Here is a 12,340-nt window from a genome sequence, read left to right on the forward strand (position 1 = left end):
CGCTGTGCCCGACGCACTAACCGTAGGGCTACATCTTTAATACCGGGTGGAGCAGGAACCTTCTCATCTGGGAGCCAAACGGGGAGCCAACGAAGGCAGACACTCAGCGACGTAGGGCGATGGCGCGCGACGATTGTCGCAGCTGAACGGCATGCCGAGCCATAAGCAGCGACCCCCAGCGATCAGTCGCATGCGCCTTGTAAGCGGACGGTCAGCGGTTCGAATCCGCTCACCGGCTCCATCCCAGACCGTCAGCGTCAGCCCTCCTGCCTGCGGAAACGCAGGGGGGAGGAAGGAAGATGACGCCGGCACCAGCCGCGATCTTCAAGATCCCCACAAAATCCCCACAGCGGGCCCGGGCGGTCCTCCAACTTCAACCGTCGCATCCTCCAGCCCGCCTACCTCGCCGCAGGCTGGCGGAACAGTTCCGGCGAGGGCCAGTGGACCTGGCCGCGGCAGGTGCCTGTCGCGGTTTGAGCGGTGCCCGCACTGGCCGGCGCGCTGGGAAGGCAACCACCGGCGTCCAAGCGGCAGAGTAGGCGTCCCTCGCCGTGAGCGCCTGTTACTGGTCGTGTCAAGACGGTTGGCGACCCGGCCGAGAGGTGGCGCGAGATCCGCCGATAGGCGCGGCTAGAGAGGCCTCGGCGCCGGGGTGCAGATGCGTATCGAACTGGCTGATCTGCGTGCTTGTGCCATCGTGATGCGCGCCGCGAAGCGTTCCGGCAGCGACGCAGGGTCCGCCGTGCGCTCTGCAGGGTGAAGTCAGGCGGGGAGGGACGGACGGGGGTCAGCGCGGAGAACGGCGTAGAGGATGCCATCGTGATACGTGCTGTCGCGCCACTGCGCGCCGCGGGTAACGCCCTCGCGCTTGAACCCTGCCGCCTCCAGCGCGCGCTGCTCGGCCACGTTCTCCACATCGGTGTGCGCCTCGACCCGGTTGACTGTCGTGTGCCGGAAGAACAACTCCACCACCTGGGCTTGCGCCGCAGTTCCGATGCCGTGGCCCCGGTACTCGGGCCGCAGCCAGATGCCGATCATCGGGCACCGGGAGCCCGCGGTCGGGCCCCACTGCGTCCAGTGCCAGCTCACGTCCCCGGCCAGCTGGCCATCGGCGGCGATCACAGCCAGCCCGCCATCGGCGTCTAGCCGCGCGGGCCTTGGCTCCGTCCGGCTCGCCGGCCCGAAATCATCGAACGGGCTCTGCCCGCCGGTCAGCAGGTGCATGTCGTCAGGTTGCTGCGGACGCAGGCTGACGGCCAAGAGTGTCCTCCAAGACAGGAATTGCCACAGTGATCAGGCAGAAATTACCATCCTCAGGTATTGACCCGGGATGCCCGGTCCGGCGCCTCTCGCAATCCGGGTATCCATGCGCGCCGGTGGCGGTTACCGGCGAGCAGCGTCCTCGAAACCCTGGAGGCCTTCATGGTCTCACGCGCAGAATCGGGCAGTCGGCGCCCAGGCGCGCTCACAGCCGACATGGTTAGGTACCGTTCCTATTCGGCGATATCGGACGCTTGGCTTCGAGGCTACAGGGATGATCAGAACTCACAGTGACGGCACCTGGGCGCTTGGCAGCCGTGGTGGCGTTAGGCCGTTCCGTAGCTGATGGCGCTGGTGCATGATGGGTGCCATGACCACCCTGGTGCGCCCGGGCAGCGCCGCCCGGGCGGAGGGCGCCCGGAAGGTCGCGAGTGATAGCGAGCTGCGGGAGATCGCTGCCGCGGGTGCCGGGTTCATCATCGACCCGTTCAACAGGCGGTGGCACGCCGCGGCTTGCCCGCGCGTCGCAGTCATGACGGTCGGGCAGGCGAAATGGCACGTCGGCACGGCTGCCGCGCGAGAGGCGTTCCTGGAGCAGCGGCTCGCCCGGTATCCCGCCGCGCAGCCGGTCCTCCCGTGCCCGTCCTGTGGCGAAGATGCTCCAGGGCCGCGGGCACTGCCTGGCATCTTGTCCCCTTCTGCGGGCAGCGGGGCGGGAGCGCAGCTGCGGGATCCGTGCATGCGTCGCTCGGCCAGCGGCTTTGGGGTCTGGGCTGATGAGTATGTCCGCAATGACTCCGCCGCCGGATCGTCTGCCGGCCTACTGCGCCGCGTAATCGTCGGCGAGATCCGCTCCTTGCCCGCGCCGGCCGGCCGCGTCCTGCACGCGAGCTACGGCGGCCAGCGCCGGCCCGGGACCGACGTGGAGAACCTGCTGTTCAACAACATCGACCAGACGCTCGCGCTGTTCGGCGGGCCCGGCTCCGCGGGCATCCGGTTCGAGGACCTCGGCCCGGCCGTGCCGCCGGCACCTGACGGCACGCCGCGGCATAGTTGCTACCGCTACTGCCTGGCCCCGCGCGGCGCCGGGTTTACCGCAGTCCAGCAGGGACCGCTCATCTGCCGTATCCCCGAGATCCCCGTCCTGGACGGTCCCGCGCGGCTGGCCGCGCGCATCTGGCTCGCAGCCCGCCGGGCACGGCCGCAGCCGGCCGGCGTCCCGGCTGAGCACGGCAGCTTCCTGCTCAAGGTCATCGTGCACCAGCTGGACCCGGCGCAAAGCATCAAGGCGATCATCGACGGCGTGACCGCAGCCATGCAGCGCGACGACCCCGGCCGAGTAACCGAGGCTGTGAGCCGGCTGTCCGTTCTGCTGAACGCCGATCCGGACGAACTGCTCGCGCTCGCGACCGCGCCGGGTGCCCCCCTGGGAACACGATCCCGGCCCGGGCCTGCATCCAGGCAGAGCCTGTTCACGCTAGACAGCAGCGCCCAGGTCCGGGTCACACCTGACGATGACCGCTGCATCGCCGCCGAGGTGACAACCACTGTCAACCACGGCCCCACCCGCCTGTCAGCCGAGGTATACACAGCAACCCGCGGACCAGACGGTACTGGCAAGGCAGGGCAAGCCCAGCCGCCATGACTCGCGCCAGTGACGTGGACTGATATCCGCCTTGCCTGCATCCGCCGGTGATCGCAAGCGTCCGATCTGGGGGTTTGTGCAGTCAATGCCGGGCTGGTCCGGGGATGCCTGAGTCCGCTCCCTGTCCCTGACAGGCGCCGGGTTCTGCGAGCGGGGCGGCGGGTCATAGGGGCGCAGCGCCCGCGCAGTGTTTTACGAGCTGTGCGCGTAATTAGTCGGGGAGTTCGCGGGAAGGTTAATTTCGGCACTGTCTGCGTGTTTTCCGGGTGCGGGGGTTTCCGGTGTCGGCAGGTGTACGGGATGGAACCCGTATTAGCTGGCGGTGCGGAATGACGGCCGGGTCCGGGTTTCTCGCGACCGGTGCAGGGACCGCTTCTACTTGGCCAGACGGCGGCCTAGTCGGCCACTACATGTCCACTATCAGGCAACTTGGCCACTTGCCGATGGGGAGGCCTCCTCGTAGCGCGGTTCTCGGTTGTGGAGCATTAGCCGACGCCCGTCGCGCCGGGGTCGACTTGACCACTTGCGGGCCTCGATCGAGGTCAATCAGGCTCCTGAACTGCACGCTGGTCCTACAACTGGGTTCCCCGCGCGGGCGTGCGGCCCTCGGCGTCGGGTGCCGTGGCGGCCGGCAGTGTCATGCGGGCGACGGTAGCGGTGCTCGGGCGGCGGGTCGAGCCGGGCCGCACCGGGAGACGGGCGGTGAAGCCGGTGACGAGCACCGAATGGCCGGCCTGCATTTTTGTTTTGTGGAAAGGCGTGTAACGTAGAAGTTAAGCTCCGGTCCCTGGCAGGTCCATCCGTGAAATCCGCGGTGGCATCGCAGGCCCGGATTTTTTATGCCTGGGCAGCGCTCGCGAGAATTCGCGGTCAGCTGATGGTACCCGTTTTCCGTCCCACCGGAGGCACTCATGCGTGTCAGATTCATCAGGCCCGGCAACATGGCCCAAGCCATCACCAGCCAGCTCCAGCCGGTCGCCAGCGAGCTTGTCGCGGCGCTGCGGGAGGCGGCAGCCGCAGAGCGAGGCCGCAGTAGGACTGGAGAGCGCCCATGACGCTGCTCGACCATGTCGTCCTCCAAGTCGACGACCTGAACGCCATCGGCGACTGGTACGACCAGATCGTCAGCCTGGCCGGGGGTACGCGAACCTTCGACATGCCGAACCTGATCGGGTACGCCCTGCCTGGCCAGCCAGCCCAGCTGTTCTTCTCGCTGGCGACCGACCCCGGTGGTCGCCAGACCCACGTTGCGCTCAGGGTCGAGGACGAGGCGACCGTCCGACTCGGCCACGAGTTCGCCACCGCAGCCGGCGCCGAGATCCTCCACGAGCCTCGGCTGTGGCCGGAGTACGGACCGGACTACTACGCGGTGTTCATCCGCGACCCGGCCGGAAACAACCTCGAACTCAAATGCCAAGCCTCCACCGGACGGCCAACGCTCTCGACGTAACGCATCACGCCGGCAAGACCATCACAGCCAACCCACGCGCACACGAGGGAGGGACATTCATCATGACCACCATCAGCATCATCGGCTCGGGCAACATGGCCACCGCCATCGGCACCCGGGCGGCGAAGCACGGCCACACCATCGAGGTCATGAGCCGCGACACCGCCAAGGCTCATGCACTCGCCGACAAGATCGGCAACGGAGCCACCGCCGGCACGTTCGGCGCAACGCCGCTGGGCGACATCGTCATCGTGGCCGTCCCGTACGCCAGCGCCGTGCCGGTCGTCGCCCAGTACGGGGACGTGCTGGCCGGCAAGGTCATCATCGACATCTCCAACACCTTCAACGCCGACGCCACCGCGCTGGTCACCCCTGACGGCATTTCCGGCGCGCAGGAGATCGCCATGGCCGCCCCGGCGGGCGCGCACGTCGTAAAGGCGTTCAACACCGTCTTCGGCCACGTCCTGGCCCAGGGCCGCCCGCTGGACGTGCTCATCGCAGGCGACGACGCGGACGCCAAGGCGAGCGTGTCGGCGTTCATCGAGAGCCTCGGGCTGCGCCCGCTGGACACAGGAGACCTGGCGATGGCGCACTGGCTGGAGGGAGTGGGCCCGCTGCTGATGGGCCTGGCCCGCCACGGCGCAGGGTTCAACATCGACCTCGGCGTCAACGTCTCTGGCTGATGGGTGCGGCGGTGGCCGCGTGGCCGGCGGTCGCGCTGGTCGGTTCCTACGAGCTGCTCATGATGGTCATCCGTTCTGCCCAGCTGCCCGCAGCCGGCATGGCCATGGACGGGGCGCCTGAGTGCATGCCTGATAACGATCCGTTGCAGGTGCTGGCCTCACAGGTATTCGCGGTCGAGCTAGCGGCCGGTCGCGTGCCATCGGTGCGCGTCATCCGCGCACGGTTGCACGTGGGTCAGCCGCGGGCCCAGCGGGTACGCGCATACCTGGCCGCGCTCAACAGCGCGCAGGCGACCGCACCCCGTGGACATTCGGCTGCGATCTCCGAGGTTCGACGCGCTGCCTGACGGGACCGCCCCGACAAGCAGCGCGAAATATCCGCCGATATAGCGCGAACCCCGTCGCGTGGCAGCGACGGTCCGCGACGTCCAGATCAGGGCAATCTGTATGCCAGTTGCCTCCGTCGGCCGGGCGACCTAACGCCCGCTCATGCCGATGAGCGGACGGCCGGCACGCTCGGAGACCGAGCTAGGGCTTGCCACGAGGAGCGCGGTGTTACCGCTGCCCGGTTACGGGACAGCCCGCGTGGCCATGATGACCTTGAGGCCGCTGCCAGCGGCGAGGGGGAATCACGTGACGGACACACTGGAACAGATCGGCGCCTTGCTGCACGAGGCGGGCGAGACCCACCATCGCGTTTTCCGGATCATCGACGGAGCCGACGACGACTGGGCTTCCTGGTACACGTGGTGGCTCATCAACCTGTCGGAGCTGACGGACCTGCTGGACGGCAAACCCGTGCCCAGCGAGCTGACCTACCTGCTTGTCAGCCTCGACAAGCAGTACACGGCCGAGGCGCCAGGTGACCCCTGGGAGAACTACTACGCCAGCCGGATCCTGCGCCACTTCCGACCATCCGGTGACTGAGAGCGGCACCGCGCACCGTCGCGTTCCAGCGGCGCGGGTCCCGGTGAAGCAGGCTCGTGACCAGCGCCCAGAACTCAGCGCGAGTCCGGGGAAACGGCGATCCTGTCCTCCCTGGCATGACGCGGGGCAGACCCTGCGATGACGGCGGCATGAGGCCGCCACAGGCAGGCTAAGGTGCCGCCCCCGCACGCGACCGTTTTATCCGGCCAGCCATCGCCTTGCCAGGGCATACCGCTCGACGCATACCGAGATGATCTGCGCTAGGGCACATGCCGGGCCAGCGCGGCGACCAACGACAAATAGTCGGCAGGTCCGCAGGGTCCGCAGGTGCAGTTTTGAGTTGCGTTTGAGTGATCGGTGCCGGGCGGGACGGTCGGGCGGTTCAGCCTGAGGCCGTGCAGCGCGTACCGCCGCACGGTGCGCCTGCCGGCGCCCGGCGGGGCCAGAGCGCAGGCGAACTGGTCCGCCCGCCCCGGGACGAGAGGGAATCGCGTGACCGTGAAGGAGAGCCGTAGGGGGATGCTAGTCCGTGCCCGCCCGGCTGGCCGCGGCCGCCAGCGCCCGGCGCACGGCGGCTACCTGGCCGCTGACCGAGCTTGCGTAGCGCAGCGGCAGGCATCCGTCCGGCACCTCGCCGGCGCTGCCGTCCTCGTCGCGGCGCTGCTCGATGACCACCGGGAGCTGCGGGCACTGGCGCCGGATGGCCGCGGCGATGCCCAGCGCGGGATCGAGCCCGTGCAGCACCACGTCCGCCGCCGCGGGCAGCGGGCACGCCTGCCCGTGCATGACCGGGCACGCATGCGGGTCCTCACCCGGGCCGGAGCAGAACGCGACGTCGAACCCCGCGTCATGGAACAGGGAGAAATCCGAGATCGCCAGGGCTGGCCGGTCATCCTCGATCAGCAGCCGTGGACGGTGCCCGGACCTGTGCGGCGAAAGCCATTCGCTTCTGGACGCCCGCTGCTTCATGATCCACCTCCAACTGCGTACCGTCTCATTAAGCATTCGGGCCTGCTCTCCGGGCAGGGCCGTTGGTCCTGACCGGGGACAGCTGGCGCGGCGTCCGGCGACCGCGTCCTGGCCTGGCGGTGGCAGGTCAGCCGCTTCGCGGCCGCCTTCGCGCCGCAGGCTCCGACAGCGGCCGGGCCGGTACTGCACCCCCGTAACAGCCAATATGCGCTCCCTGCGTTCTTGTTATCTCTCGGCGGGCGAGCGCGAATATTCGGCGTTCGGGCGTTATTCGGCTGCGTCGGAGGGTCAGTAGCGCGGTTACGTTTCGTGATTGGCGGTCGGATTCGGTGCGCGTACTGACACTGAGCCGCCCGATTTTATGGGGGGATTGGCGGTCATGGACTGATCATGGACCCGTGGCTTGAGGGATAACCGGCTGTTCTGCGGGGCCCCTGCGTGGCGCCCGCGGCCGCCGCTATGCGGGAGGCTGCGCGAGGGCCAGCGCCCGGCGCCAGTGCTCGGTGACCGAGTGGCGCAGTCGTTCGGTGTCGACGGCCGGGGAATCGACAAGCCGTTGCAGTCCGATTCCGCGGAGCTGTGCGAGGACGGCGACCGCGGTCTCCTCGGCGGTGACGTCCGGCCGGATGGTGCCGTCGGCGATTCCTGCGGTGACGTCCTCGCGCAGGTCGGCGCGGAATGCCTCGTCCCGTTCGCGGAAGATCCGGGCCAGGTCTGCCGCCGTCGCCGCCTCGGCCCACAGCAGCAGGAATGCCCGGTTCGGCATCCTCAGCTGGCTGAGCGCCCCGATGTACCCGTCGATCACGCGCAAGAGCCGGTCAAGGCCGGGTGGCATGCCGTCGAGCCCGGGCACGAACCCGCTTTGGGTCGCTTGGGCAAGGCGCTGGAGGAGCGCCTGCTTGGACCCGAAGTAGTGGGTGACGAGCCCGCGGCTGTACCGGGCCCGCTCGCCGACGCGCGCCAGCGTCAGCGAGTGCACCCCCTGCTCGACGACCAGTTCGGCGGCGGCATTGAGCAGCGCGGCTTCGGCCTGGTCGCGGCGCTGCTGCTGGGTGCGGCGGTCGGTGGTGGTCATGGATATGAGGCTATAACATACTTGTCATCTAGCCAACAAGTATTTGAGGCTGGCGGTGTCGTCCAGACCATGCTTCGAGCACGTCGGGGCCTGTGCCGGCCCTTACCCTCGCCGGAATGCAGGCCGCGAGGGTGAGGGCCAGCCTCACGGCCAGGCCCGGGGCCATCCGGGCGAGGCGACGCGCCGACGCAAGGGCCGCAGCCAGGCGCGACCGGGCGATGTCGCTTCCGCTCGTTGCGCTGCTGCCGGTTTCGTGCTGCTCATCAGGTTTACTGCGGTCGCGCATGTCATCGTCGGCTCACGGGTCTTCCGTGAGTTCACGAATTCCGAAGCGCCGCCGGCCGGGAACCCGAGGACCCGGACGTGTAGTGCGGTCCTCAGTCCGCAGTATGCCCGGACCCTGTGTCCTCCGGCCCCTCCCGCGGGTCAGGATCGCCCATGCTCAGCCGTACCGGCTTGCCGGTCAGCTCCTCCAGCTCAGCGCAGAGCCGGTCGGCCTCCGCATGGCCATGGCCGATTACCACGCCCGGCCGGGCGGCGCGGATGCTAACCCAGACGTGGTCCAAGTCCCCGCCGACCGACACCGCGGACACCCCCGCCGCCTGTCCTATCCGCCGGCGTACCAGGTCACCGATCTCCTCGATAAGCAGCTCCTGGACCGTCCGGATCTCCGACCCGGCGGCGACCCCGGCCTCCCCGGACCCGGCCACCTCGATGTGGTCCGCCAACAGGCGGCTCGCCATCTCCCGCCGGCCCTGCTCATCAGCGGCCTCGTACGCCCGGGCCGTTGCGGCGGCCACCTCCAGGTCCACATGCGGGTTCAGGTACACCCGCAGCGCCGCCGGCGGCTCGCCGGGGTCCTGCTCCGCGATGACATTGCGGCGGGCGGTGGTGTAGTTCTCCCCGGTCTCGGCCATCCGGGCGCGGACCTGCTTCTTGAACGCGCTGTCGTCAGTCACGCCATGTCCTTCGCGGCGATGCTGCCCCGCGCCCTGATCGCCTGGCTTGGCAGTGACCGGTCGTACACGACAGCGCGAACCAGCGGCCCTTGTCCTCACCGCCGCCGCGGGCGCGGGCCGCGGCCAGCTCGGAGTGCGGCAGGCGCTCCTGCCACCAGCCAGGCTACCCAGCATCCCCGGCACCTCAAACCAGGGCATCCCGCACCGGTTCCGGCCGTCGGCGTGGTCTTAGGCCCGGCATCGCGCCCTGGGTGCCTGCGAACGGCCAGTTCTCTGTGCCTTGGCCTGAGACCGCATGGGACTCGTGGCGCTACCGGCCGGTTTCGGCAGGGCGGGCGTAGGGCTCGGCGCCGCCGACGGTAAGGCCGAACAGGTCGCAGAGCCGTCGGATGTCTCCGCCGGTTGCCGAGGCCTCGTGCAGGATGCGGTCCTCGGGGACGGCCTGGGGGGAGGTGCCGAGGGTGTGGGTGATCCAGCTGCTGCTGACCGGGGATTCGCGCACGGCGGTGTACCAGTCGATGAACAGGTGCGGGTTGACGGTGGCGGGCCAGCGGCGGGCGCGCTCGTCAAGCCAGGCGGCCAGCCGCTGGCGGACGGGAGCGCAAGTAGCCGCCGCTATGCGCAGCATGTGGCACGGGGCAGGATCCGTCGTCCACGCAGCGCAGCATGTTCTGCGCTGGGAATGAAGCTCCTCGCGGGCCTGCGCAGTCCTTCATTCATCGGCTCACCCGGGCTAATGTTTCCGGAGGGGTGATTGCGAATGTTCCCCTTGCGGCCCGAGGGCGAGGGCGGTCCGGAACAGGACATCATCGGCACGGCTGGTGAAGGCCTGAGGCGTCGCCACCTGTGGTGGTACGTCGTGGCTGCCGGCGTGTTCGCGCTGGCCGGCGTCATCACGGTGGCATCGATGTTGTCTTCGCAGCGGCATGCCGCAGCTCCGCATCCCAGCGGAGTCACTGCCAGCCATGCCCGGCCCGAGCCCCCCGCGCCCGGCGCGGTGCCGACCCAGGCCTGGGCTGCCTCACTCAACATCGCCAACTGGCCGATGCCCGGGTCTGGCACAGGAACGCCTGGCGGCATGATCGCTGGCGGTGTCGCCGGAAGCGGCGTGGCCGGGAACAGCGGCTGGGAGCTCACGGTGCGGGACGTCGCGCGGCCCGGACAGCGGTGCACCGCAGCGGTATTGCTGTACCTGTACGGCACGATCACCGATGCGTACCCGATATCACCTCACCCGGCATTGCAGACCCCGGCCGGCGACCTGGCGTTCATCGCCCTCGGCGCGCGATCACCGGGTGTGGGCGTTGCCCTGCTGCAGCTTGACGCCCCAGGAGCGGCATCGGCTGATCCAGGTCGCACCGGCGGATTCGAGATCGACGTACCGATCCTTCCCGTGACCGCATGCGGACAGCGGTACTACCTTGGCGGCTTCGCCTACCCGCTGGCCGGCAGACTGGACCTCTCCGTGGCGGGCAACAGCGCCAGCCCGGTTCACTATCTCGTGCCCGCACGACTCACCCGGCCGAGGGAGCCAGGGGTGTGGCACGGCACCAGATAAGCCGGCAACGCGCGGCGAGTTCCGCCCGGGCACGGCCACCACGAGCATCGCTCACATGTCCAGCGCGAACTGAACCGGCGCGGCGATGACGGCGTTCGCCCAGCCGTCACGCAGCTGGCCGCCTCTGCAGCCAGTCACCAAACACTGAGACGGCCAGGACTGGCCAATCGTCCGCCGCGCACAGGACAGGTCGATCTGCACCCGGTGATTGCGCACGAGCCAAGGTGGCGGACAACGAAAGATTCGGCGATAGGGAACTCGGTCGGTCGGCGTTTCGAACGGTCGGCGACTGGCAGACTGGCGGCATGAAGCCAGTCGCGGAGGTCCCGGACGCCGGTCGCGGCGGTTGCGCTGGTCAGCGGGTAGCTGCCCGGGGCCGTCGGGCTGTTCGCGGCCGACGCCAGGCGCTGACCTGCGGCCGCTTCCTGCAGGGCCCCGATCAGCCTCGGTGATCATCCGCCGACCGCCCGTGGGCCGTGGTCCTCGCTCGGGCAGGCGGCTGCCGGGCTGGTTCAGCGGGCGGTGGCCAGGCGCAGCACGTGGGCCCGCTCTTGTGCTCCGAACCACGGCGGTGACCCTGCGGCGGCGTTCTCCGTGAGCCGGCCTGGCTGGGAAGTGGCGGTCAGGGAGACGTGCACCCGCGGGTCGCTCAGGCCCCATTTGAGCAGGGCCTGAGCCCAGGTGGTGACGCCGAAGGGTCGCAGCGGCGCGAGGTCGGCGGGGCCGGGCGGCCGGCGCATGAGCTGCCCCTCGCCGAGGGGGCGCATCAGCAGGACGCCGAGGCCGAGGTCGTCGGCCAGCGGCAAGATGGTCCGCTCGACCTCCCGGTGAGCCGGGTTGTAGGGCACTTGGACGGCGTCGATGCGGCCGGTGCGCATGACCTCGGCGAGCTCGGCGAAAGCGGCTGGCGAGTAGTGCGTGGCGCCGATCAGGCCGACCAGCCCGCGGTCCCGGGCGGCCTCGAGCATGGGCAGGTGCGCCTGCCAGGCCACCAGGTTGTGGATCTGCATCAGGTCGACCCGGCCGCCGTACCAGTTCACCGCCCGGGACAGCTGCGCCGCGCCGTCGGCCGCCGAGGCAGTCCAGACCTTGTCGGCGACGAAGACCTGCTCGCGGTGGCCGCCCAGCGCGTCGGACAGCAGCTGCTCGGCCTGGCCGTACATAGGCGAGGTGTCGATGACCCGGACACCAGCCGCGATGGCGGCCTCGACGAGCTCCCCTTCCCGGCCGGCCGCGGCGGCGGCTTCCAGCCGCCGCCAGGTGCCCAGCCCGACCACCGGCAGGCTGACCCGGCCCTTGCCCAGGCTCCTGTTCTCCAATCCCGCCGCCCTCCGCTTAGCCGGGTCCCCAGTCCGATCATGCCCGCACACGATCCCAGGTCAACCAGCTGGGCTCACCAACCCCCGGCCATGCGCGGAAGATGGCTCGTGATCCGCCTTACGCGCGCTGGGTCAACCACCGCATCATCGTCTGCGGGTACCGCCGCTTTCACCGCCTCCCAGGAGAGGCCGTCGAACGCGGGATCGCTGACCGGCTCGATATAGGCGCGGAAGCCGTCGGCGTTTCCTGCTGCGCCTGGGTGCTCGCCTGCTTCCAGGCGGTGCTGCCGGTGAAGTCGGTGCGCACGAGTTCTGACCCGCTCAGCTTCGGCAGCATGCCCATGGACAGAGCCTGCCAGGTCCACTGGCACGCGCACCTGTAATCCGCCCAAGGGACATCAGCCGCCGTTGGCCGACGCGTGACAGGCGCCTCCCGCGGTTCGCGCTCTGAGCCGCCGCCGGCACGCCAGAGCCGACGGTGGGCGCGCTAGAAGT

At 69.4% G+C, this 12,340-nt stretch carries 15 protein-coding genes; 7 read left to right on the plus strand and 8 right to left on the minus strand.

Annotated features, from left to right (window positions below):
- Nucleotides 1-762: 762 nt before the first annotated feature.
- The gene (locus tag EAS64_RS14875; protein ID WP_222849331.1) at nt 763-1,260 is read right to left on the minus strand and encodes a GNAT family N-acetyltransferase; all 498 of its coding nucleotides are present in this window, start codon (nt 1,258-1,260) and stop codon (nt 763-765) included.
- Nucleotides 1,261-1,630: 370 nt separating this feature from the next.
- On the opposite strand from EAS64_RS14875, the gene EAS64_RS14880 reads away from it, so the two are divergent.
- Complete coding sequence (locus tag EAS64_RS14880; RefSeq protein WP_145853619.1) at nt 1,631-2,905, plus strand: hypothetical protein; 1,275 nt, start codon at nt 1,631-1,633, stop codon at nt 2,903-2,905.
- Nucleotides 2,906-3,477: 572 nt separating this feature from the next.
- Here the strand turns inward: EAS64_RS14880 and EAS64_RS43575 are convergent.
- The gene (locus EAS64_RS43575; RefSeq protein WP_187365940.1) at nt 3,478-3,645 is read right to left on the minus strand and encodes a hypothetical protein; all 168 of its coding nucleotides are present in this window, start codon (nt 3,643-3,645) and stop codon (nt 3,478-3,480) included.
- 171 nt (nt 3,646-3,816) lie between these two features.
- On the opposite strand from EAS64_RS43575, the gene EAS64_RS43580 reads away from it, so the two are divergent.
- The 5 genes from EAS64_RS43580 (at nt 3,817) to EAS64_RS14900 (ending at nt 5,965) form a co-directional block, all read left to right on the plus strand.
- Nucleotides 3,817-3,960 carry a hypothetical protein gene (locus EAS64_RS43580; RefSeq protein WP_187365941.1) on the plus strand — a complete coding sequence of 48 codons (144 nt, stop codon included), beginning with the start codon at nt 3,817-3,819 and terminating at the stop codon, nt 3,958-3,960.
- Nucleotides 3,957-4,355, plus strand: coding sequence for a VOC family protein (locus EAS64_RS14885; RefSeq protein ID WP_145853620.1), 399 nt, complete (start codon nt 3,957-3,959; stop codon nt 4,353-4,355). The genes EAS64_RS43580 and EAS64_RS14885 overlap by 4 nt, the downstream gene beginning before the upstream one ends.
- Nucleotides 4,356-4,417: 62 nt before the next feature.
- A complete protein-coding gene (locus tag EAS64_RS14890; protein ID WP_145853621.1) occupies nt 4,418-5,038 on the plus strand; it encodes an NADPH-dependent F420 reductase in 621 nt (206 codons plus the stop codon).
- The gene (locus EAS64_RS14895) at nt 5,038-5,385 is read left to right on the plus strand and encodes a hypothetical protein (RefSeq protein WP_222849332.1); all 348 of its coding nucleotides are present in this window, start codon (nt 5,038-5,040) and stop codon (nt 5,383-5,385) included. Before EAS64_RS14890 ends, EAS64_RS14895 begins: the two co-directional genes overlap by 1 nt.
- A 286-nt stretch (nt 5,386-5,671) precedes the next feature.
- Nucleotides 5,672-5,965 carry a hypothetical protein gene (locus EAS64_RS14900; protein WP_145853623.1) on the plus strand — a complete coding sequence of 98 codons (294 nt, stop codon included), beginning with the start codon at nt 5,672-5,674 and terminating at the stop codon, nt 5,963-5,965.
- Nucleotides 5,966-6,487: 522 nt separating this feature from the next.
- Here EAS64_RS14900 and EAS64_RS14905 read toward each other — a convergent pair.
- From EAS64_RS14905 to EAS64_RS14920, 4 genes are all read right to left on the minus strand, one after another.
- Nucleotides 6,488-6,934 (minus strand): hypothetical protein, encoded by a 447-nt coding sequence (locus tag EAS64_RS14905; RefSeq protein WP_145853624.1) that lies wholly within the window; start codon nt 6,932-6,934, stop codon nt 6,488-6,490.
- A 457-nt stretch (nt 6,935-7,391) separates the two neighbouring features.
- Entirely contained in the window at nt 7,392-8,009 is a 618-nt protein-coding gene (locus EAS64_RS14910) for a TetR/AcrR family transcriptional regulator (RefSeq protein WP_145853625.1), read from the minus strand.
- A gap of 377 nt (nt 8,010-8,386) precedes the next feature.
- The gene (locus EAS64_RS47160; RefSeq protein WP_145853626.1) at nt 8,387-8,968 is read right to left on the minus strand and encodes a KH domain-containing protein; all 582 of its coding nucleotides are present in this window, start codon (nt 8,966-8,968) and stop codon (nt 8,387-8,389) included.
- 310 nt (nt 8,969-9,278) lie between these two features.
- Nucleotides 9,279-9,596: a hypothetical protein gene (locus tag EAS64_RS14920; protein WP_145853627.1), complete on the minus strand. Its 318-nt coding sequence runs from the start codon at nt 9,594-9,596 to the stop codon at nt 9,279-9,281.
- 132 nt (nt 9,597-9,728) lie between these two features.
- Here EAS64_RS14920 and EAS64_RS14925 point away from each other — a divergent pair, with 132 nt between their 5' ends.
- On the plus strand, nt 9,729-10,526 hold the full coding sequence (locus EAS64_RS14925) for a hypothetical protein (RefSeq protein ID WP_145853628.1): 798 nt from the start codon (nt 9,729-9,731) through the stop codon (nt 10,524-10,526).
- A 512-nt stretch (nt 10,527-11,038) separates the two neighbouring features.
- Here the strand turns inward: EAS64_RS14925 and EAS64_RS14930 are convergent.
- Both EAS64_RS14930 and EAS64_RS47950 read right to left on the minus strand, forming a co-directional pair.
- Nucleotides 11,039-11,845, minus strand: a complete 807-nt coding sequence (locus tag EAS64_RS14930) for an aldo/keto reductase (RefSeq protein WP_187365942.1) — start codon at nt 11,843-11,845, stop codon at nt 11,039-11,041.
- Nucleotides 11,846-11,919: 74 nt separating this feature from the next.
- Nucleotides 11,920-12,222 (minus strand): DUF6924 domain-containing protein, encoded by a 303-nt coding sequence (locus EAS64_RS47950; RefSeq protein ID WP_439333598.1) that lies wholly within the window; start codon nt 12,220-12,222, stop codon nt 11,920-11,922.
- Nucleotides 12,223-12,340: the final 118 nt, after the last annotated feature.

Origin of the sequence: Trebonia kvetii (genome assembly GCF_007827045.1) — a bacterium.
GTDB classification, from domain to species: domain Bacteria; phylum Actinomycetota; class Actinomycetes; order Streptosporangiales; family Streptosporangiaceae; genus Trebonia; species Trebonia kvetii.

Coding starts and splice junctions, on each gene's coding strand:
- EAS64_RS14880 (WP_145853619.1), top strand. CDS start 1,631: ATGACCACCCTGGTGCGCCCGGGCAGCGCCGCCCGGGCGGAGGGCGCC.
- EAS64_RS43575 (WP_187365940.1), bottom strand. CDS start 3,645: ATGCAGGCCGGCCATTCGGTGCTCGTCACCGGCTTCACCGCCCGTCTC.
- EAS64_RS43580 (WP_187365941.1), top strand. CDS start 3,817: ATGCGTGTCAGATTCATCAGGCCCGGCAACATGGCCCAAGCCATCACC.
- EAS64_RS14885 (WP_145853620.1), top strand. CDS start 3,957: ATGACGCTGCTCGACCATGTCGTCCTCCAAGTCGACGACCTGAACGCC.
- EAS64_RS14890 (WP_145853621.1), top strand. CDS start 4,418: ATGACCACCATCAGCATCATCGGCTCGGGCAACATGGCCACCGCCATC.
- EAS64_RS14895 (WP_222849332.1), top strand. CDS start 5,038: ATGGGTGCGGCGGTGGCCGCGTGGCCGGCGGTCGCGCTGGTCGGTTCC.
- EAS64_RS14905 (WP_145853624.1), bottom strand. CDS start 6,934: ATGAAGCAGCGGGCGTCCAGAAGCGAATGGCTTTCGCCGCACAGGTCC.
- EAS64_RS14910 (WP_145853625.1), bottom strand. CDS start 8,009: ATGACCACCACCGACCGCCGCACCCAGCAGCAGCGCCGCGACCAGGCC.
- EAS64_RS14920 (WP_145853627.1), bottom strand. CDS start 9,596: ATGCTGCGCATAGCGGCGGCTACTTGCGCTCCCGTCCGCCAGCGGCTG.
- EAS64_RS14925 (WP_145853628.1), top strand. CDS start 9,729: ATGTTCCCCTTGCGGCCCGAGGGCGAGGGCGGTCCGGAACAGGACATC.